This is a genomic window from Acidipropionibacterium timonense (assembly GCF_900605005.1).
Classification (GTDB): domain Bacteria; phylum Actinomycetota; class Actinomycetes; order Propionibacteriales; family Propionibacteriaceae; genus Cutibacterium; species Cutibacterium timonense.
Genome location: NZ_LR027558.1, coordinates 1,012,026 through 1,032,049, shown reverse-complemented (window position 1 = coordinate 1,032,049; position 20,024 = coordinate 1,012,026). Strand labels below are relative to the sequence as shown.

15 protein-coding genes are annotated in these 20,024 nt (G+C 70.0%); 3 read left to right on the top strand and 12 right to left on the bottom strand.

The genetic code is table 11. The features are described from left to right. Positions 1-146: 146 nt before the first annotated feature. From hrpA to E0E30_RS04875, 7 genes are all read right to left on the bottom strand, one after another. Positions 147-4,184: an ATP-dependent RNA helicase HrpA gene (gene hrpA, locus E0E30_RS04905; protein ID WP_130865340.1), complete on the bottom strand. Its 4,038-nt coding sequence runs from the start codon at positions 4,182-4,184 to the stop codon at positions 147-149. A 58-nt stretch (positions 4,185-4,242) separates the two neighbouring features. Next, positions 4,243-5,127, bottom strand: coding sequence for a universal stress protein (locus tag E0E30_RS04900; RefSeq protein ID WP_130865339.1), 885 nt, complete (start codon positions 5,125-5,127; stop codon positions 4,243-4,245). Beyond that, the gene (locus E0E30_RS04895) at positions 5,117-5,578 is read right to left on the bottom strand and encodes a pyridoxamine 5'-phosphate oxidase family protein (RefSeq protein WP_130865338.1); all 462 of its coding nucleotides are present in this window, start codon (positions 5,576-5,578) and stop codon (positions 5,117-5,119) included. The genes E0E30_RS04900 and E0E30_RS04895 overlap by 11 nt, the downstream gene beginning before the upstream one ends. A gap of 106 nt (positions 5,579-5,684) precedes the next feature. Then, entirely contained in the window at positions 5,685-6,605 is a 921-nt protein-coding gene (locus tag E0E30_RS04890; RefSeq protein ID WP_130865337.1) for a T3SS (YopN, CesT) and YbjN peptide-binding chaperone 1, read from the bottom strand. 42 nt (positions 6,606-6,647) lie between these two features. Continuing rightward, positions 6,648-9,536: a vitamin B12-dependent ribonucleotide reductase gene (locus tag E0E30_RS04885; RefSeq protein ID WP_130865336.1), complete on the bottom strand. Its 2,889-nt coding sequence runs from the start codon at positions 9,534-9,536 to the stop codon at positions 6,648-6,650. A gap of 62 nt (positions 9,537-9,598) precedes the next feature. Then, positions 9,599-10,114 (bottom strand): transcriptional regulator NrdR, encoded by a 516-nt coding sequence (gene nrdR, locus E0E30_RS04880; protein WP_130865335.1) that lies wholly within the window; start codon positions 10,112-10,114, stop codon positions 9,599-9,601. 179 nt (positions 10,115-10,293) lie between these two features. Further along, positions 10,294-10,635 (bottom strand): hypothetical protein, encoded by a 342-nt coding sequence (locus E0E30_RS04875; protein WP_210115776.1) that lies wholly within the window; start codon positions 10,633-10,635, stop codon positions 10,294-10,296. A gap of 338 nt (positions 10,636-10,973) precedes the next feature. Here E0E30_RS04875 and lexA point away from each other — a divergent pair, with 338 nt between their 5' ends. Further along, the gene (lexA, locus tag E0E30_RS04870) at positions 10,974-11,729 is read left to right on the top strand and encodes a transcriptional repressor LexA (protein ID WP_130865334.1); all 756 of its coding nucleotides are present in this window, start codon (positions 10,974-10,976) and stop codon (positions 11,727-11,729) included. A 78-nt stretch (positions 11,730-11,807) separates the two neighbouring features. Here lexA and E0E30_RS04865 read toward each other — a convergent pair whose 3' ends face one another. Genes E0E30_RS04865 through miaA form a run of 4 tightly spaced genes read right to left on the bottom strand, consistent with a single transcriptional unit; the run spans position 11,808 to position 17,000 of the window. Next, complete coding sequence (locus E0E30_RS04865; protein WP_130865333.1) at positions 11,808-13,811, bottom strand: ATP-dependent DNA helicase; 2,004 nt, start codon at positions 13,809-13,811, stop codon at positions 11,808-11,810. Further along, positions 13,808-15,241 (bottom strand): GTPase HflX, encoded by a 1,434-nt coding sequence (hflX, locus tag E0E30_RS04860; RefSeq protein WP_130865332.1) that lies wholly within the window; start codon positions 15,239-15,241, stop codon positions 13,808-13,810. Before hflX ends, E0E30_RS04865 begins: the two co-directional genes overlap by 4 nt. Further along, the gene (gene dapF / locus E0E30_RS04855) at positions 15,238-16,074 is read right to left on the bottom strand and encodes a diaminopimelate epimerase (protein ID WP_210115775.1); all 837 of its coding nucleotides are present in this window, start codon (positions 16,072-16,074) and stop codon (positions 15,238-15,240) included. Before dapF ends, hflX begins: the two co-directional genes overlap by 4 nt. Next, complete coding sequence (miaA, locus tag E0E30_RS04850) at positions 16,068-17,000, bottom strand: tRNA (adenosine(37)-N6)-dimethylallyltransferase MiaA (RefSeq protein ID WP_342588109.1); 933 nt, start codon at positions 16,998-17,000, stop codon at positions 16,068-16,070. The genes dapF and miaA overlap by 7 nt, the downstream gene beginning before the upstream one ends. Before the next feature lie 156 nt (positions 17,001-17,156). Between miaA and E0E30_RS04845 the strand changes: the two genes are divergently transcribed. Next, positions 17,157-17,357, top strand: a complete 201-nt coding sequence (locus tag E0E30_RS04845) for an antitoxin (protein ID WP_130865330.1) — start codon at positions 17,157-17,159, stop codon at positions 17,355-17,357. A gap of 150 nt (positions 17,358-17,507) precedes the next feature. Here the strand turns inward: E0E30_RS04845 and miaB are convergent, their stop codons facing one another. Then, positions 17,508-18,989, bottom strand: a complete 1,482-nt coding sequence (gene miaB, locus E0E30_RS04840) for a tRNA (N6-isopentenyl adenosine(37)-C2)-methylthiotransferase MiaB (protein WP_130865329.1) — start codon at positions 18,987-18,989, stop codon at positions 17,508-17,510. 104 nt (positions 18,990-19,093) lie between these two features. On the opposite strand from miaB, the gene E0E30_RS04835 reads away from it, so the two are divergent. Beyond that, positions 19,094-19,996 carry an aldose 1-epimerase family protein gene (locus tag E0E30_RS04835; protein WP_130865328.1) on the top strand — a complete coding sequence of 301 codons (903 nt, stop codon included), beginning with the start codon at positions 19,094-19,096 and terminating at the stop codon, positions 19,994-19,996. The last annotated feature ends 28 nt before the right edge of the window (positions 19,997-20,024 follow it).

The following is a 20,024-nucleotide window of genomic DNA, read 5'->3' as shown; positions in this document are numbered from 1 at the left end:
GGGCCGTCGGTGTACGAGCCCGGCGGCGGGGGGCGGTCCCGGGCGCCGTGAGGCCGGTGCACGACCGGCGTCGGACGTGCCCCATCATTGTATGTACACGTGTACACGCTCCGTCAAACCGGGCCTCGGGCCGGCCTGTCGCGAAGTCAGCCCACCTCCGCCATGGCCCTGCGGATGCGCTTGGGCGAGACGCTCACCCGAGTGCGCAGACGCTGGGCGAAGAGCTGGACGCGCAGCTCCTCGAGGAGGAATCCGACCTCGACGACCGACGCCGGCAACGGTCCGGCCGGCTGGGCGGCACACAGGGCGTCGTACTCGTCCAGGAGCGGGTCGAGCTCGTCCATGGCCCGCTCGTCCCTGGCGGCGTGGAGCGGCAGCGACTCGGCCCGGACGCGGATCCCCTGGAGCCACCGCGGCATGTCGTCGAACCAGGGGTCCGGGGTGGCCGAGACGAAGTTGAGGAAGACGAGGTCGTCGAGCTGACGGGTCATGTCGGAGCGAGCCGGGCCCTGCGGAAGGCTCGCGATCGCCGAGCGTGCCCGGGTCGCCTCGGTGAGCACCTGCCCGGCGGTGCGCACGACCTGGGCCATCCGGTCGGTCTGGTCCTGACGCACCGCCAGGGCCAGGTCGTCGAAGGCGTCCTCGGTACGGATCCCGGCCAGGTCGCCGGCCACCTGGCGGGCGACGGCGTCGACCGCCTTGAGGCGGCAGTCGCCCAGGAGGGCCGGCACGGATGGGTAGGGGGAGGTCGCCAGGGCGAGCTTGGTCGTGTTCGACATGTTGTGCGCCACGACCCACTTCGTCGGGTCGGGCAGGGTGAGCATGAGCAGTCGGACGATCCCGGCACCGTGGCTGCGGGTCTGGGCCGCCACGGAGTCGCGCACCGCCGTGCCGACACCCTCCCCCTCGTCGACGAGGCACGGGTACCCGACCGCGTCGGCCCCCTGCCGGGGAAGATCGACCTGGGTGGGGACGGTGCCGAAGACCCACGACGTGGCGCCGTGGACCTGGGGTGTCCCGGCGGCCCTCGTGAGCGACCGGGAGACCTTGGGGGCGAGCTCGACGCGCAGGTCGGCCAGGTCCTCGGAATGAGCAACCGGGGTCGGCGGGGTCGAGGCCCGCCCGCGGTCCGTGGCCCGTGTCGGGGACGAGGCCCGCCCGTCGTCCCCGACGACGTCGAAGCCGACCCGTAGGTGCGCCGGCATCGACTCGGGATGCCATGCCTCGGCCGGGACGAGGACTCCGGTGAGGGCGCTCAGCGCCCGACCCAGCTCCTCGGCGAAGGGTCGGGAGTGGTCGGCGTCATGGTTCTGCAGCCAGGTGAGCGCCTGCCGCGCCCGGTCCGGTGCCGGGACGAGCTGGGTGCGGATCGTCTTGGGCAGCGAGCGGATGAGTTCGGTCGCCAGCTCCTGACGCAGCCCGGGCACCTGCCAACTGAACGGTTCGGGCGGCACCTGGTTGAGCAGTGCCAGCGGCACCTGCACCGTGACGCCGTCGTGGCCCGAACCCGGGTCGAAGACGTATCGCACCGGCAGGATGATCTCGCCGACCTGCCAGGTGTCGGGGAAGTCCGAGGCGTCGACGGCATCGGGGGGCACGAGATCGTCGAGGGACAGGTCGAGCAGATGCTTGTCCGGGGTCCGGCGCCACCAGGCGTCGAAGTGGCTGCCCGAGACGATGCCCTCGGGAAGGCGACGGTCGTAGAACTCCTGGAGCACGGCGTCATCGGCCACCAGTCCGCGCTGACGACTGCGCTCCTCGAGGTCCTCGGCCTCGCGCAGGACGGCGTCGTTGTGGGTGAGGAAGGGGTGCCGCGAGCGCCAGTCCCGCTCGACGAGCGCGGACCGGATGAAGATCTCCCGGCTGACGACCGGGTCGATCCGGCCGTAATTGACGCGCCGGTCGGCCCAGACCGGCACACCGAAGAGGGTCGCCCGTTCGGTAGCCACGACACTGGCGGTCGACGCCGCCCAGTGCGGGTCGGAGAAGGTGCGCCTGAGCAGGTCACCGCCGACCTCCTCGACCCACTCGGGGCGGATCGGGGCAACCGTGCGCGCCCACAACCGGGTCGTCTCGACGAGTTCGACGGCCATGACGAGGTCGGGGGGACGCCGTGCCAGCAGCGATCCGGGGTTGATGGCGAACCGGGCACCACGGGCACCGAGGTACTCGCGCGGTCCGGGCCGCGATCCCCGGCGCCTGGTGGTGGTCTCGCGCACCTCGGCCAGACCGATGTGGGACAGCAGACCGGACAGCACGGCGACGAGGACACGATCGACCGGAGCAGGGGTGTCGTTGCGCTCCATCCGCAGCCCCTTGGCGATCTGCTTGAGCTGGCCGTGGAGGTCCTGCCACTCGCGCACGCGCAGGAAGTTGAGGTACTCGTCGCGACACAGTCGCCGGAAGGCCGAACTGCCCATGGCCTTGCGCTGGTGCTGCAGGTATCGCCACAACCGGACGATGGCCATGAGGTCGCCGCCCTCGACCGGCTCGGGGGCCGACGGCGCCCTCGAGGGGGTGGGTCCGGTGTGCACGGTGTGACGCCGTGGCCGGCCGTGGGCGTCGGTGGCCGGTCCGGTCGTCCGGCGGGCCTGCTGCTCGCGGATCGTCGACCATGACCCGCTGCGGTGGGCGCTGTCGGCGTCGGCCGCGGCGAGGGTCGATGCCAGCGCCTCGTCGCTGGCGAATCGACGGTGGAAGCCGTCGGCCTCCTCACGCCTGTCGGTGGGCCGCTCGCGGACGTCGGGGATGGACAGGGCGGCGACGATGACGAGGACCTCGCGCAGGCTGTTCTGCCTGGCTCCCTCGACGATCATCCGACCCATCCGCGGATCGATGGGGATCTGGGCGAGTTCATGGCCGATCCGGGTGAGGCGCGGGGCGTCGCGATGACCCTCCTTGAGAGCTCCCAGTTCCTCGAGCAGGCGCAGTCCGTCGTTGATCTGGGACCGGTCGGGAGCCTCGACGAAGGGGAAGTCGGCGATGGCGCCGAGCCGGGCCTGGGCCATCTGGAGGATGACGGAGGCGAGGTTGGTCCGCAGGATCTCGGGTTCGGTGAACTCGGGACGGGACTCGAAGTCCTCCTGCGAGTAGAGCCGGATGCAGATGCCCGGGGCGACGCGGCCACAGCGTCCGGCCCGCTGGTCGGCGCTGGCCCGGCTCACCGGTTCGATGGGCAGACGCTGCACCTTGGTGCGTGACGAGTAGCGCGAGATGCGCGCGGTACCGGGGTCGATGACGTAGCGGATCCCGGGGACGGTGAGGGAGGTCTCGGCGACGTTGGTGGCCAGGACGATCCGGCGTCCTCGGTGCGGGGTGAAGACCCGGTGCTGCTCGGCGGCCGACAGCCGGGCGTAGAGGGGCAGCACCTCGGTGTCGGCCAGTGACAGGTCGGCCAGGGCGTCTGCGGTGTCGCGGATCTCCCGCTCCCCGGCCAAGAAGACGAGGATGTCGCCGGGCCCGGCACGACGCAACTCCTCGACGGCCTCGCAGATGCCGGTGGTCTGGTCGACGGCCCGCAGCGCGACGTCGTCGGGATCGTCGGAGTCCTCGTCGAGCACCGACTCGGTCTCCAGCGGACGGTACCGCACCTCGACCGGATAGGTGCGTCCGGACACCTCGATGACGGGGGCGTCGTCGAAATGCGCCGAGAAACGAGCGGTGTCGATCGTCGCCGAGGTGATGATGACCTTGAGGTCGGGACGCCGCGGCAGCAGCTGCTTGAGGTAGCCCAGGAGGAAGTCGATGTTGAGGCTGCGCTCATGGGCCTCGTCGATGATGACGGTGTCCCAGGCTCGCAGGTCACGGTCGTGGGAGATCTGCGCCAGCAGGACGCCGTCGGTCATCACCGTGAGCGCGGTCCGTTCCGTGGCGCGGCGGGTGAACCTCACCTGGAAACCGACCTGGGTACCCAGCTCGACGCCCATCTCCTCGGCCACCCGTTCGGCGACGCTGCGCGCGGCGATCCGTCGCGGCTGGGTGTGGGCGATGCGGGAACGTCCCAGGGCCAGGCAGATCTTGGGCAGCTGGGTCGTCTTGCCCGAGCCGGTCTCGCCCGCGACGACGACGACCTGGTGGTCGCGCACCCGGTCGGCGATCTCGTCGGCATGGGCGGCGATGGGCAGGTCGGGATCGAACCGGACCGTGCCGCCGCCGGGCAGGTCGCCCTCGAGTACTGATGACATGACCGGGCAAGCCTACCGGGTCGCGCCGGACCCGGTAGGGGGCCTCGATCGGGACCCGTCAGTGGACGATGGCCAAGGGGCACCTGGCGTGGGCCATGATGCCGCGGGTGACCCCGCCGGGGGTCCACCCGAGGATGGGGTGCTTCTTCATGCCGACGACGAGTTCGTCGACCTCGGCGGAGAGGTTGACCAACTCGTCGACGGGCTGGCCGGTGAGGACCTTCTGGGAGACGCTCACCGTCGGGAACTGCGCCGTGAGGGGCCCGATGACCTCGGACAGGCGTCGGTCGGCCTCGTCGATGACGTGCTTCATCGACTCGTCGGTGAGCTTGTAGCCGCCGGTCGCGCCGGCCGGCATCGACGGGGCGACGGTGACGACGACCAGTTCGGACTCGTACAACTGGGCCTGCTGGAACCCGAAGCACAGGGCCTTCGTGCCGGTCGACTGGGGACCGACGGCCACGGCGACCCGGTGCTTGTCACCGACCGGGCTGGGGTTGGCGGCCTGGGAGATGATCATGACCGGGCAGGTGGCCATGCCCGAGACGGCCACCGAGGTGGAGCCGACGAACATCCGCTGCAGACCGCTGGTGGCACGGCGCCCGACGACGATGAGATCTGCCGTCGCACTGCGGTCGGCCAGGATCGCGGCCGGATTGCCGAGGACGACCTCGCCCTTGACCCGGGACTCGTCGAGCCCGCCGTCGATGGCGACGGCCCTGGCCTCGTCGACGACGACCTGCCCGGCCTCCTGGAGCGCGGTGGGGTCGTAGACGACTCCCCAGGCACCGGCGACGGCGGCGTCGTCGACGGCGTGGAGGATGAGCAGGTCGGCCCCTCGGACCTTCGCCTGTCCGGCGGCGAATCGGGCGGCGCGCAGGCCGTCCTCCGACCCGTCGACACCGGCGATGACCAGTGTGGTGGATGCTCCCTCAGTCGACATGACTCTCCTCCTCCAGTGGTGCCGAGCTGATCTCGGCCGGCTCGTCAGAGCTGACGGCCCGCCCACTCAGGGACGAGACGGCGATGACGAGGACGTTTCGTCGATCCCCGGGGGCCCAGGTCAGGCCGGGCGCCCCCGCCCGGACGGCGCTGTCCTCATCAGGATACGTGTCCAGCGACGCCACCGTTCCCTTGGCGACGACGTTCCATCCGGTTCGGGTGTCCTCGTCGAGCTCGTCGACCTCGAAGGCGACGCGCTGACCCACCTCGAGGGAGGCCAGGGTCGATCCGGACTGGGTGCGCATGACGAGGTCGGTCCCGACGACGGCGTGGGTCACCGGCAGGATCATGACGCCGTCGGCGTCCTGCCAGGCCAGTCGCCCGGTCGACCTCGTGGCGAGGAGCTCACGGCACTCGTCGTCATCGAGTGCGATGAGATGACCTCCGTTCATCGGCCCTCCTCACGTCGTTCCTCGTGGCACAGGCTAGCGGAGTCGGCCCGTCGACTCATCCCGGCCACCGCCCGCACTGACCGTCCCGGGTCCGCCCCCATCGTCGCTACTCGGCCTCGAAGGTGGTGCGCCCGCGCAGCTTGCGCGCCAGCTCGTCGTCGATCCCGTCGGCCAGTTGCGACATGATGCGCACCGCCTTGTGCAGGTGGGTGGGGACGAAGGGCTCGGCCATGAGCGACATCGTCACGAAGACGCGGTCCTGGTGCAGGGCGAATCGCCCGTACCGGGACTGGACGTTGAGGTCGTTGAGCACCTCGACGGCTCGCGAGCGGCCCTCGACGTCGTGGACGATCGCCGAGAAGAGCAGCAGTTCCTGTCCGTCGGCGGTGGCCCGGACGAAGACCATGGTCGACCCGACGCGGATGGCGAAGTCCCCCTCGGCATCGCGGATGGGCGGATGCCCGAACATCGCGGTGAGCTCGGCGGCGACGAGTTCGGCCAGGTCGGGTGCCTCCTGGACGGGCTGGCTGTCGGGTTGGAGGATCTCGGCGAGCTGGTCGGGGGCCAGGAAGACCGGGTGCTCGACCCCGAAGACGTCACGAAGGGTGTCGACCGCCAACTGCGCCAACTCGGCGCTCTCTCCCTGGGGATGCAGCACCCAGAAGTCCTGACCGGGGTGGACGCCGGCCAGGGACGGTGCGTTCCAGCCGAGCTCGGCCAGGGCGTCGAGTTGGGAGACCGACAGTTGGAAGGTCTGTCCCAAGCTGGCATTGCCGGACGCCTCGGCGAGGATTCCCGGCTGGTGGTCGACGATCGCGGCATCGTCGAGGCTCGCCGGCTCCGTCCGGTCCACCTGGGTGAACCGGACGTACGGAGCCGGCTCGGCACGCGACGACAAGGTGCCGATGGTCAGCTCCCCGTGGTCGTCGATGACCGAGATGACCTCGGCGAGCCGGTCGGCGAACTGAGCCCAGGCCTGTTCAGTGCTCCGGTCGAGATCGAAGTCGAAGTCCCCTGTCTCGTCCATGTCACTCAACCTAGCGCCTGGGCCCAGTCCGTGTGGCATCGGTCAGCTGCAGCCGCTCGTCGAGCCGCAGCTCTCGCACACGTAGCAGGACCCGGACGGCCGCATCTTCGTGCCGCAGGTCATGCACAGCGGGGCGTCGACGGCCATGCCGGTCTGCTCCTCGAGCAGTTCGGCGCTGGTGTGGGCGCCGTGCGGGTGGCTCGCCGGCGCAGCGGGCTCGAGGAGCTCCTTCTGGCCGGATGCGGGCTCGAAGAGCCCGGGTTGGTTCGCCCCGTCCTCGTGCACCCGTACCCGATCGGCCGGGGTGTCCTTGAGCGACTCGGAGTCGATGAGCTCCTCGTCCTCGCTCTGGTACGACCCGGTCTCGACGTACCGGGCCCGCTCGGCAGCGGTGTAGATGCCCAGCTCGGCGCGCTCGTCGAAGTCGAGGTAGTCGAGGGCCAGACGCCGTGCCACGTAGTCGATGATCGACTGGGCAATGCGGATGTCGGGGTCGTCGGTCATGCCGGCCGGCTCGAACTTGAGGTTGGAGAACTTCTGGACGAAGCTCTCCAGCGGCACGCCGTACTGCAGGCCGATCGACACCGAGATCGACAGGGCGTCCATGACCCCAGCCAGGGTCGATCCCTGCTTGCCCAGCTTGAGGAAGATCTCACCGAGACGCCCGTTCTCGTAGGCGCCGGTGGTGAGGTAGCCGCCGGCCCCGGCGACCTGGAAGCTCGTCGTGCGACCCATGCGCGACTTGGGGAGGCGCTGACGCCGCGGCCGGTACTCGATGCGCACCTCCGGTTCGGGGGCGGGGGCCTCCTTGGCGGCGTCGTCCTTCTTGGCGTCCGACAGCGGCTGGCCGACCTTGCAGTTGTCGCGGTAGACGGCCAGGGCCTTGAGGCCGAGCTTCCAGCCCTGCATGTAGACGTCGGCGATGTCCTCGACGGTCGAGCTCTCGGGCAGGTTGACCGTCTTGGAGATGGCACCGGACAGGAAGGGCTGGACGGCCGCCATCATCCGCACGTGGCCCATCGGGGCGATGAACCGGGTGCCCATGGCGCAGTCGAAGACCTCGTAGTGGGCCTCGGACAGGTGCGGGGCGTCTACGACGGAGCCGTGCTCCTTTACGTGGTCGACGATCCCGTCGATCTCGGACGGGGCGTAGCCGAGGTTCTTGAGGGCCCGCGGAACGGTCTGGTTGACGATCTGCATCGACCCGCCACCGACGAGCTTCTTGAACTTCACGAGGGAAAAGTCCGGCTCGATCCCGGTGGTGTCGCAGTCCATCATGAAGCCGATGGTGCCGGTGGGGGCCAGCACGGAGGCCTGGGCGTTGCGGAAACCGTTCTCGGCCCCCAGCTCGACGACGCGGTCCCATTCGGCGCGGGCGGCAGCCAGCACCGCGGTGTCGTTGTCGTGCAACGGATGGACCGCGTCATTGGCGTCACGGTGCTTGCCCATGACCTTCTGGTGCGGCTCGGCGTTGACCTCGTAGCCGGCGTAGGGACCGACGATCGCGGCGAGCTCGGCGCTGCGCCGGTAGGACACACCGGTCATGAGCGAGGTGATCGACGCCGCCAGGGCGCGTCCACCATCGGAGTCGTAGCCGAGCCCCAGGGCCATGAGCAGGGCCCCCAGGTTGGCATAGCCGATGCCGAGCTGTCGGAAGTTGCGGGTCGTCTCGCCGATGGCCTCGGTCGGGAAGTCGGCGAAGCAGATGGAGATGTCCATCGCGGTGATGACGAGCTCGACGGCGCTGCGGAAGCGGTCCACGTCGAATCGGTCGGCGTCGTCGAGGAACTTGAGCAGGTTGAGGCTGGCCAGGTTGCACGACGAGTTGTCCAGGCTCATGTACTCCGAGCACGGGTTCGACGCGTTGATCCGCCCGGTGTTGGGGTCGGTGTGCCAGGAGTTGATGGTGTCGTCGTACTGGAGGCCGGGGTCGGCGCACTCCCAGGCGGCCTGGGAGATCTTGTGGAAGAGCTCGCGGGCGTCGACGGTCTCGATGACCTTGCCGGTGGTGCGGGCGCGCAGCCCGAACCGCTCGCCCTTCTCGACGGCGCGCATGAACTCGTCGGTGACGCGCACCGAGTTGTTGGCGTTCTGGTACTGGACCGAGGTGATGTCCTTGCCACCGAGGTCCATGTCGAAGCCGGCGTCGCGCAGGGCGCGAATCTTGTCCTCCTCGCGCGCCTTCGTCTCGATGAACTCCTCGACGTCGGGGTGGTCGATGTCGAGGACGACCATCTTGGCTGCGCGACGGGTGGCACCGCCGGACTTGATGGTGCCGGCGGAGGCGTCGGCTCCCCGCATGAAGGAGACCGGGCCGGAGGCCGTTCCGCCGCTGCTGAGGAGCTCCTTGGACGAGCGGATGCGCGAGATGTTGACGCCGGCACCCGACCCACCCTTGAAGATGAATCCTTCCTCGGTGTACCAGTGCAGGATCGACTCCATCGAGTCGTCGACGGAGAGGATGAAGCAGGCGCTCACCTGCTGCGGGCTCGGGGTGCCGACGTTGAACCACACCGGCGAGTTGAAGCTGAAGTACTGGTGCAGCAGCAGCCAGGTGAGCTCCTCACCGAAGACCGTCGCATCGGCGGCGGTCGCGAAGTAGCCGTTCTCCTTGCCGGCAGCCACATAGGTGTTGACGACGCGGTCGATGAGGGTGCGCAGACTCGACTCACGCTCGGGGGTGCCCAGCGCTCCCCGGAAATACTTGCTCGTGACGATGGTCGAGGCGTTGACACTCCAGAAGTCGGGGAACTCGACCCCGCGCTGCTCGAAGACCGTCTCGTTGGTGCGCCAGTTCGTCTGGACGACGTCGCGATGCTCCCAGGTCACCTCGTCGTACGGGTGGACGCCCTTGGTGCTGAAGACCCGCTCGATGTGCAGCCCCTTGGGACGACTGCTCGGACGGCGTGGTGCGGCCTTGGTCTCGGTCATGGCTCCCTCTGATGTGTGTGTTCCTGCGCTGGTGTCGCTGCGTCGCTGACGCGGCGGATCCCTCAGAAGAGGGGTTGGTTCGGTGAGTCCTTGCGGGGCCGCCCGACCGGATCGGCCCGGTCGGGGGTGGTCCCGATCTCCTCGCGGAGTCGGTCGATCTCGGTCGCGAAGTCCTCGATCGTCTCGTAGTGCTGGTAGACGCTGGCGAACCGCAGGTAGGCGATGGGGTCGAGTTCGCGCAACGGTCCGAGAATGGCCACTCCCACCTCGTCCGCCGGGATCTCGGCCACGCCGCTGGCCCGCAGGCTGTCCTCGACGCGCTGCCCCAGGAGGGCCAGGTCGGCGTCACTGACCGGGCGACCCTTGCACGCCTTGCGGACCCCGGCGATGACCTTGTCACGACTGAACGGCTCGTCGGTGCCATTGCGCTTGCGCACCGTCAACTGCATCCGTTCGATCGTCGTGAACCGACGCTCACACATCGGGCACTGACGGCGTCGACGGATGGCAGTACCGTCCTCGCAGACACGCGAGTCGAGAACTCGGGAGTCGTCGTGCTGGCAGAACGGACACCGCATCGCCTGACTCCTCCCGGCCTCGTCGCCGGACCCCAGTGGCCCGCCGACGATCGGGAACGTTACCCCATCCAGGGTCGAACGCAACAGTCGACACCACAAGTTATGGACATTCCTCGGATGACCGACCACTACATGTCGTGTCAGGACTCAACCGGCGCTAGCGCCCCGGAAAGCTCCCGTCAAGACGACACACCCACCCCAGCGGCAGCCGCGACCTGCTGCGGACCATGGTGCTCGGGATAGTCACCGGAGGAGACCGCCACCAAGCGGGTGATCGCCAGCACCACCCCCACCACCAACGCCGCGAGGACCACGAGGACGGCGACATCCCACGCGACATCGGCTGCGCGCGTCGTCGACCTCGGACGACCCGCCATGAGGGCACGGCGATCGATGGCGACAGCCGGCTCGAACCGCACCTGCGGGCCATCATCCTGGGACCACGGGCCCCGCAGCAGGACTCCCCCACCATCGGGACGACCCTGCTCGATCTCGCCCCACTCGTACGCCACAGCACTCATCGGACAACTCCTCCATCTCGGCCACACCCTTCGGTGCGGCTGGCCCGGTCACCCACTCCTCGCGGCGTGACCGATCCGATCGGACTGGCCCGCGACCATCCGCCGACGGACCACCACGAGCGCTCCTCGAACACCCGTGCCACCAACAGTAGAACACTCATTCGATCTTCGCAAGCATGATCGACGAACACATTCGAACATCGGGCACACGTGCCATGTCGGGCCATCCCGGCACACCCATGAGTCCACCGAGGGGGGACGACAGTTCAGGCGACGCGCCGTCGACGCCATTCGAACAGATGTGTGCATTCCGTGCGGAGAACCGCTAGCATGGACCCATGACGGAACGCCTGGACCACGAAGCCACGCCGGGGGCAGCGACCCGCCCTGCCTCGGGCGCCAGCACCGCGCCCGCCGCCGGTTCCCGCGTCATGAGTCCGCCCCCGGACCCGATGACCCTCACCCCGCGACAGCGCCGGGTGTACGAGATCATCGTCGAGAGCGTCGACGAGCACGGCTACCCGCCGAGCGTCCGTGAGATCGCCCGGCGGGTGGGGCTGTCGAGCACCTCATCGGTCCAGCACCAGTTGCGGGTCCTGGAACGTCAGGGCTTCGTGCGTCGCGACCCCAACCGCCCGCGCGCCCTCGAGATCGTCGGTCGCAACCACCCCGCCGCCATCTCCCCCCAGCCGGCGATCCTCAGCCAGGAGGGAGAGGCGCCGTCGGTGAGCGTGCCCATGGTCGGGCGGATCGCGGCCGGCGCGCCGATCCTCGCCGAACAGTCGGTCGAGGACACCGTCGCCGTGCCGACCCAGCTCCTGGGCCACGGCACCCACTTCATGCTCGAGGTGCACGGTGACTCGATGGTCGACGCCGCCATCTGCGACGGGGACTGGGTCGTCGTCCGGCAGCAGGCGATGGCGGAGAACGGGGAGATCGTCGCCGCCCTGCTCGACGACGAGGCCACCGTCAAGACGCTCTCGCGACAGTCCGGGCACACCTGGTTGCTGCCGCGCAATCCGGCCTACGCGCCCATCGACGGCGACAACGCGCGGATCATGGGCAAGGTCGTCGCCGTGCTGCGCCGCCTCTGAGCCCTGGCGCGCGGGGTCGCCTCCGAGCGCTGGCGCGCGGGGTCGCCTCCGAGCGCTGGCGCGCGGGACCGGCCAGCCCTATCCGGCCAACCGCTTGAGTGCCTGGACGGCGACCTCCCGATCGGTCGTCGTCCAGAAGCTCGGCATCGACTGGCGCAGGAACGACCCGTACCTCGCCGTCACCAACCGAGGATCGAGGACGGCGACGACTCCGCGGTCGTCGGCCCGTCGGATGAGTCGCCCCGCCCCCTGGGCCAGCAGGAGAGCCGCGTGCCCGGCGGACACCGTCATGAAGCCATTGCCGCCGGCATCGGTGACCGCCTGACTGCGGGCCAGCACGAGGGGATCGTCCGGGCGGGGGAAGGGGATCTTGTCGATGACGACGAGCCGGCACGTGTCCCCGGGGACGTCCACTCCCTGCCACAGCGACAGGGTGCCGAACAGGCACGTCCGCGGTTCGGCCGTGAAACGCCTCGTGAGCTCGGCCAGATGTCCCTCACCCTGGCACAGCACCGGGATCGACGGCAGCGCGGAACGGACGTGTTCGGCGGCCGCCACGGCATTGCGCTGGGAGGCGAAGAGACCGAGCGTGCGGCCGTCAGCCGCCCAGATGAGCTCGGCCAGGTCCTCGAGCACCTCCGTGCTCATCCGCTCGCGGCCCGGCCTGGGCAGTCCCCGCCCCACGTAGAGGATGCCCTGCCTGCCGTAGTCGAAGGGGGACCCGACGTCGATCCCGCGCCAGGCCATCGACGTCTCGAGGACCTCGGGAGTCGGTCCGTCGACGCGCTCCGCCGGGCTCAGACCGACATCTCGGGCGGCGGAGGTGAACTCCCCACCGATGGTGAGGGTCGCCGAGGTGAGGATCGTCGTCGCCTCGGCCAGGACCTTCTGGCGCAACAGTCCCGACACGCTCAGCGGCGCCACATGTGCGGCCCGCTGGCCCTGTTCGGACTGCGAGACCCACACGACGTCCTCGGCGCGCAGGGCGCTCATCCGCTCGGCGATCTCGAAGACCTCGCGGACGGCGGCCTGGGCCTGCACCCGATCACCGTCGGCGGACTCGTCCTTGTCAGCCGGGGCCATGGCGCTCACCGCCCGCCGCGCAAGATCGCGCAGCGTCGACGTCGCCAGGAGCACCTGCGAGTCGGCGTCGGTCACCCGACCCGGCTCGGTGGCCTCGAGGGCGTCGTGGAGGACGTCGGCCTGGTCGAGCAGGTCGGCCCCGAGGTCGTCGTCGAGCCAGCTGAGGGCTCGCCGAGCCACGGTGTTGACGACGACCGGCGAGAGGTCGGCGGACGCCGCGCCGGTGAACCGGTCGACGACCTCGTGCGCCTCGTCGATGATGACCGTGTCGTGCTCGGGCAGGACGGTGCCCCCGTTGAGGGCGTCGATGGCGAGCATGGCGTGATTGGTGACAACGAGATCGGCACTGCGGGCTCGCTCCCGGGCGGCCTCGGACAGGCACTCGGCCCCGAACGGGCAGCGCTGGGCACCGAGGCACTCGTTGGCGGGCACGCTCACCTGGGCCCACGCCGCCGGGCTGTGCGCCGGGGCGTCGTCACGGTCGCCGAGCTGGCCGTCGCTGGCCTGTTGCTCGGCCCACTCACGCAACATGACGACCTCGGCCCCCAGGCTCGACGCCGAGCCCCGGCCCTCGTCGGTGAGATCGGATCCCCCGACGAGGGCGTCCTGGCCACGCACCGTCGACCCGCCACGCACCTTGTGCAGGCAGGCGTGATTGTGCCGACCCTTGAGGACCGCGGTGCGGGGCCGGCGCGGCAGGACCTTCTCGGCGGCGTCGAGGGCCGCGGGAATGTCCTTGTGGGCCAGCTGCGCCTGGAGGGCCAGGGTGGCGGTGGCGACGACGACGAGCTCGTCGTCGAGGACGGCGTGGGCGAGGGCCGGAGCGAGATACCCCAGCGACTTCCCGGTGCCGGTACCGGCCTGGACGAGCAGGTGGATGCCCTCGTCGATGGCCCGATCGACGGCCTGCGCCATCTGGACCTGGCCCGACCGTGGCGTCCCACCGATGACCCCGATGGCGGCGTCGAGCAGCTCGCGGTGCTGCCGGTGACCACTCATGCTTCGCCACCGGCGGCGCGGACTGCGGCGGCCAGGGCCGGATGCAGATGGGCGACGACATGGGTGCCCTCGGCGCCGTGCTCGAGGACCTCGATGATCCCGTTCTGGTGGACCCGGTCGAGCAGGTCACCGCGCGAGTACGGGATGACCGCGTCGACGAGTTCGCTGGGGACCGGAAGCCGCTCCTCGACGAGCTCGACGAGGTCGTCGATGCCCTCGCCGGTGTGCGCACTGACGAGGATCGCCTCAGGGTGGGACGCTCGCAGGGCGACCCGGTCTACCTCCCCCAGCAGGTCTGCCTTGTTGAGCACGAGGATCTCCGGGGCGCTGCCGGCACCGACCCCGACGAGCACCGACCGCACGGCGTCGATCTGACCCTGGGGGTCGGGGTCGGAGGCGTCGACGACGTGGACGAGCAGGTCGGCCCCGGCCGTCTCCTCGAGGGTCGACTTGAACGCCTCGACGAGATCGTGCGGCAGATGACGGACGAATCCGACGGTGTCGGTGAGGGTGTAGACCCGCCCGTCGGCCGTCGTGGCGCGGCGGGTCGTCGGGTCGAGGGTCGCGAAGAGGGCGTTCTCGACGAGGACCCCGGCGCGGGTGAGCCGGTTGAGCAGCGAGGACTTGCCGGCGTTCGTGTAGCCGACGATCGCCACCGAGGGGATCTGGTTCCGTCCGCGGTCGGCGCGCTTGGTGGCACGGGTGGCCTCCATGTCGGCCAGACGTCGTCGCAGGATGGCGATGCGGTGGCCGATCCGACGCCGGTCGGTCTCGATGCGCGTCTCGCCCGGGCCGCGTCCACCGATGCCGGCACCACCGGCGGCCCGCCCGCCGGTCTGTCGGGAGAGGTTCCCACCCCAGCCGCGCAGGCGCTGCTTGAGGTAGGTGAGCTGGGCCAACTCGACCTGCGTCTTGCCCTCGACGCTGCGCGCGTGCTGGGCGAAGATGTCGAGGATGAGCGCCGTCCGGTCGACGACCTTGACCCCGACCCGGTCCTCGAGGTTGCGCAACTGCGCGGCGTCGAGTTCGCCATCGCAGATGACGGTGTCGGCGCCGGTGGCCAGGACGACCTCGCGCAGCTCTTCGACCTTGCCCCGACCCAGGTAGGTGGCCGGGTCCGGGGTCGATCGACGCTGCATGAGTCCCTCGAGGACCTGGGAACCCGCGGTCTCGGCGAGCATCTTGAGCTCGGTCATGGCGTTCTCGGCGTCCCGGGCGCTGCCCTCGGTCCACACCGAGACGAGGACGACCCGTTCCAGACGGAGCTGTCGGTACTCGACCTCGCTGATGTCGGACAGATCGGTCGACATGCCCGGCACCCGGGTGAGGGACAGCCGTGCGTCCAGGTCGAACTGGTCGCCGTCGTAGTCCTCGGGGCCGGCGCCGATGAGATCGGCGCCGGGAACGTCAGGGTGGGCTGAGGTCGTCATCGAGCCAAGTCTAGGGAGTCGGGAAGGGTCACCTCACCGGTGGCCACGAGAACCGCTGGTCCGATGAGGGCCGCGCCGCCGTCGAGGTCGACGGTGATCGTCCCGCCCGGAACCTCGACGGTCCACGGCCCGAGGCGACCGGTCGTGGCAGCCATGACGGCAGCGACGGCGGCCGTCCCGGTTCCGCACGAGAGGGTCTCGCCGACCCCTCGCTCATGGACCCGCATCCGGACCCGGTCGCCGTCCAGCGGCTCGACGAACTCGACATTGACCCCCTCGGGGAACACCCCCCGGGGCTGCCACGTCGGGGCCACCGTCAGGTCGAGGTCGGCCACGTGCTCGTCCGGGTCCAGCAGGACGACGGCGTGGGGGTTGCCGACGTCGGCCGGGCGAGCCGCACGCACCCGCCCGCCGCACGAGATGTCGACGGCGTCGTCGAGGACCCGCACCGGCCCGAGGTCGGCTCGCACCAGACCGTCGTCGAGGAGCCTCACGTGCTTGACGCCGGCCCGCGTGGCGATGTCGGCCTCGGCTCCCTCGAGCAGTCCCCGGGTCGTGAGGTACCGGGCGAAGACCCGGAGCCCGTTGCCGCACATCTGCGCGATCGAGCCATCGGCATTGCGATAGTCCATGAACCACAGGTTCGGGTCACCGGTCCACTCGGGGACGTCACCGGCGCGTACTGCTCGCAACAGTCCGTCTCCCCCGATGCCGAACCGTCGGTCGCACAGCCAGCGCACGAGTTGCTCGGTGAGGTCGAGGCCGTCCGGGTCGTCGAGGATGACGAAGTCGTTGCCGGTGCCGTGGCCCTTGGTGAATCGCGTCGTCAACATGAGGACATCGTCTCACCGACCAGTGACAGGACCGTGTCGAGAAGATCCGGCGACAGCGCGTCGACCCAGTGGATCCGCTCGTCGCGCCGGTACCACATGAGCTGCTTGCGAGCGAACCGGCGGGTCCCGACGATGGTGCGGCGACGGGCCTCCTCCTCGTCGATCCGGCCGTCGAGGAACTCGAGGACCTGGCGATACCCCAGGGCGCGCGACGCCGTCGGCCCCTTCCTCAGATCGGTGAGCCCGCGCACCTCCTCGACGAGCCCGTCGCGCCACATCCGATCGACCCGCTCGGCGATCCGGCGATCGAGCTCGTCACGCTCCAGGGCCAGGCCGATCTGGAGCACCGGCGCCACAGCGGGATCGTACCGACCGGTCGGCATGGTGGCGGTGAACGAGCCGGTGAGCTCGACGACCTCGAGGGCACGCACCAGGCGCCGTCCGTTGCCCGGCTCGATGGCCGCGGCAGCGGTCGGGTCGAGGGCTGCCAGCCGCTCGTGGAGGGCCTGGGGGCCGAGTTCGGCGAGCGCACGCTCGTGGCGGGCCCGCACCGCCGGGTCGGTCGGCGGGATGTCGAGCTCGTCGAGGATGGCCCGGCTGTAGAGCGCGGAGCCCCCGACGAGCAGCGGCACGACTCCCTGTCGTCGCAGGGTCGTGAAGCACTCCCTGGCCAGCTCGCGGATGAGGGCGACCGAGGAGCCGTCGGTGACGTCGAGGACGTCGACGAGATGGTGCGGCACCCGGGCCCGCTCCGCGGCCGACGGCTTTGCGGTGCCGATGTCCATGCCGCGGTAGACGACCATGGAGTCGCCGTTGACGATCTGCGTCGGCCTGCCCGCACCGGTGAGCCGCTCGGCCAGGGCCACGGCCAGCGACGACTTGCCACTGGCGGTCGGCCCGACGAGGGCGATGACGGGGATGCTCACGCACTCATCCTTGCCCGCTCGTCGCCTCGGCCCCAAACCGGCCGAAGGTGGCCATTGGGTGAACGTCGTGGGTCGACCCCTTGTCGATGCCCTGCTGCGCTGACACACTGGTGACCGCCCTCCCCACTCGGGGTCATCGGAAGGAAGGAGCCTCTCATGGGACTGTTCGATCAGGCGAAGGACGCCGTGAACGCACATCAGGACGACATCAAGGAGGCCGTGAACAGCCACGCCGATCAGATCGACCAGGGTGTCGAGAAGGCCGGCGACGTCGTCGACGACAAGACCGGTGGCAAGTTCGCCGGGCAGGTCGACCAGGCTCAGTCCTTCATCGAGGACAAGACCGGCAACCTCTGATGTCCTGACCGCGTCCCTCCCCCGCCGGCGAGCCGGTGACGAGCTCCGGATGGGAGCGTCGGGAGGTTGACGCACCGGTGGTGGCGGGCCCTTCGGGGCTCGCCACCACCGTCATGTCCGCGTACCCGTGGTGCGGCGTTCTCTCGGGCGTCAGCGCCCCGGACGTATGGTCGGCATCCCCAGGGACACCCCGGAGGATGCGGCAGGTGCCTCCTGGCGGGCCTGCCAGGCGTCTCCGCCGCGGGTACGGCGAAGGTCGAGCAGGCCGCCGTCGGCGGTGAGGTGGTGCGGGTGACCCTCGGTGATGACGACGTGGCCGATGTCACCGGGGCGGGGCACCTCGTCGCCGGGGCGCAGTCCGACGTGGACGAGCCGGTTGTCGCGCGCCCGGCCGGTGACCCGGTGGGTGCGCTCGTCCTTGCGTCCCTCGCCCTGGGCGAACATGACCTCGACGGTGCGTCCCTCCAAGGCCTTGTTCTCCTGCCAGGCCGTGTCGTCGACGAGGGCCAGCAGTCGCTCGTAGCGTTCCTGGACGACGTGCTTGGGCACCTGGTCGGTCATGGCTCCGGCCGGCGTGTGGGGGCGGATCGAGTACTGGAAGGTGTAGGCGGCCGAGAATCGCGCCTGTTCGACGACGCGCAGGGTGTCCTCGAACTCGGCGTCGGTCTCGCCGGGGAAGCCGACGATGATGTCGGTCGTGATGGCGGCATCCGGGATGACGGCGCGGACCCTCTCGAGGATGCCGAGGAACTTCTCGGACCGGTAGGAGCGGCGCATCCGGCGCAGGACGGCGTCCGACCCCGACTGCAGCGGCATGTGCAGGCTCGGCATGACGTTGGGGGTCTGTGCCATGGCGTCGATGACGTCGTCGGTGAAGGCGGCCGGATGGGGCGAGGTGAACCGCACCCGCTCGAGGCCGTCGATCCGGCCGCAGGCGCGCAGCAGCTTGGCGAAGGCACCACGGTCACCGAACTCGACCCCGTAGGAGTTGACGTTCTGTCCGAGCAGGGTGATCTCCTGGACCCCCTCATCGACGAGGGCGCGGATCTCGGCGAGGATGTCGCCGGGGCGCCGATCGGTCTCCTTGCCACGCAGCTGCGGGACGATGCAGAAGGTGCACGTGTTGTTGCAGCCCACCGAGATCGACACCCAGGCCGAGTAGGCCGACTCGCGGTGGGTCGGCAGGTTCGACGGGAAGGTGACGAGCGCCTCCTCGATCTCGACGGCGGCCTCATCCTGGGCCCGGGCACGGTCGAGCAGCGCCGGCAGGGAGCCGATGTTGTGGGTGCCGAAGACGACGTCGACCCAGGGCGCACGGGAGACGACGTGGTTCTTGTCCTTCTGCGCCATGCACCCGCCGACGGCCAATTGCATGCCCGGGTTGGCGGCCTTGACGGTGGCCATGTGGCCGAGCGTTCCGTACAGCCGGTTGTCGGCGTTCTCCCGGACGGCGCAGGTGTTGAAGACGACGACATCGGCGGGATCGAGGGTGTCCTCGCGCGGGTCGCGCACGTAGCCGGCGGCCTCGAGGAGTCCGGCGATCCGCTCGGAGTCGTGGACGTTCATCTGGCAGCCATAGGTGACGACGCGGTACGTCGGGGCGGGCCTGGTGGGGGCAGTTTCGCTGGTCATCGGCCGACAACTCTACGACGACGGGGGCGCCCGCCCCAAGGTCGTCGTCGGCGAGCCCGGATCGTCGTCCGGCACCACCCGCCACCCAGCACTAGGGTGTCGCCATGAGCATCGAGCATCCAACGGCGGACCCCGTGCTGCCCACCGGCACCCAGTACGAGATCTCCCACGGCGGGTACCACGCCATCGTCACCGAGCAGGGTGCGACCCTGCGGTCCCTCACCCATGACGGCCGCGATGTCGTGCTGCCCTTCGACGCCGGCCTCGTCCCACCGTCCTCCCAGGGCCAGCACCTGCTCCCGTGGCCCAACCGGATCCGGGACGGACACTACGTCTTCGACGGAGTCGACCAACAACTGGCCATCAACGAGCCGGACCGTGGCACCGCGATCCACGGACTGAGCCGGTGGTTGCCGTGGACCATCGTCAATCACGCCCACGACCACCTCACCCAGCGCGTCGTCATCACCGCACAGCCGGGGTGGCCGGGCACGATCGAGGCGACCATCACCCATGCCCTGGCCGACGACGGCCTCACCGTGACGGTGACCGCCCTCAACATCGGCAGCACGCCGGTACCCTTCGGCTACGCCGCTCATCCGTACCTCGTGTGCAGCGGACGGATCGACCAGTGGCAGGTACGCTCACCCTTCACGCGCTTCGTCCAGACCGACGACCGGCTGCTTCCGGTGGCCGTCCACCCGGTCTCCGGGGACACCGATCTTCACGACACCGTCATCGGCGCCAGGGTGGTCGACACGGCGTTCACCGGGGCCCCGGAGGGACGGTGGCAGGTGGAGCTGAGTCACGGCGAGGACCGGTGCCTCCTGTGGGGCGACGAGCACTGCCGATGGCTGCAGGTGTACACACCGGTCGACCGGGCCAGCCTGGCCGTCGAGCCGATGACCTGTGGGCCGGACGCCTTCAACGAGGGACCGACCCATGACTCGATGATGCGGTTGGAGCCCGGCGAGGACGTCTGCCTGCGCTGGGGCCTGAGCGCCTGAGCACGTCTCGCGGCCGGGCGGTTCAGTC

Coding starts and splice junctions, on each gene's coding strand:
- hflX (WP_130865332.1), bottom strand. CDS start 15,241: ATGACGACCTCAGCCCACCCTGACGTTCCCGGCGCCGATCTCATCGGC.
- lexA (WP_130865334.1), top strand. CDS start 10,974: ATGACGGAACGCCTGGACCACGAAGCCACGCCGGGGGCAGCGACCCGC.
- nrdR (WP_130865335.1), bottom strand. CDS start 10,114: ATGCGGTGTCCGTTCTGCCAGCACGACGACTCCCGAGTTCTCGACTCG.
- E0E30_RS04865 (WP_130865333.1), bottom strand. CDS start 13,811: ATGAGTGGTCACCGGCAGCACCGCGAGCTGCTCGACGCCGCCATCGGG.
- miaB (WP_130865329.1), bottom strand. CDS start 18,989: ATGACCAGCGAAACTGCCCCCACCAGGCCCGCCCCGACGTACCGCGTC.
- E0E30_RS04900 (WP_130865339.1), bottom strand. CDS start 5,127: ATGTCGACTGAGGGAGCATCCACCACACTGGTCATCGCCGGTGTCGAC.
- E0E30_RS04885 (WP_130865336.1), bottom strand. CDS start 9,536: ATGACCGAGACCAAGGCCGCACCACGCCGTCCGAGCAGTCGTCCCAAG.
- E0E30_RS04845 (WP_130865330.1), top strand. CDS start 17,157: ATGGGACTGTTCGATCAGGCGAAGGACGCCGTGAACGCACATCAGGAC.
- E0E30_RS04835 (WP_130865328.1), top strand. CDS start 19,094: ATGAGCATCGAGCATCCAACGGCGGACCCCGTGCTGCCCACCGGCACC.
- dapF (WP_210115775.1), bottom strand. CDS start 16,074: ATGTTGACGACGCGATTCACCAAGGGCCACGGCACCGGCAACGACTTC.
- E0E30_RS04890 (WP_130865337.1), bottom strand. CDS start 6,605: ATGGACGAGACAGGGGACTTCGACTTCGATCTCGACCGGAGCACTGAA.
- E0E30_RS04875 (WP_210115776.1), bottom strand. CDS start 10,635: ATGAGTGCTGTGGCGTACGAGTGGGGCGAGATCGAGCAGGGTCGTCCC.
- hrpA (WP_130865340.1), bottom strand. CDS start 4,184: ATGTCATCAGTACTCGAGGGCGACCTGCCCGGCGGCGGCACGGTCCGG.
- E0E30_RS04895 (WP_130865338.1), bottom strand. CDS start 5,578: ATGAACGGAGGTCATCTCATCGCACTCGATGACGACGAGTGCCGTGAG.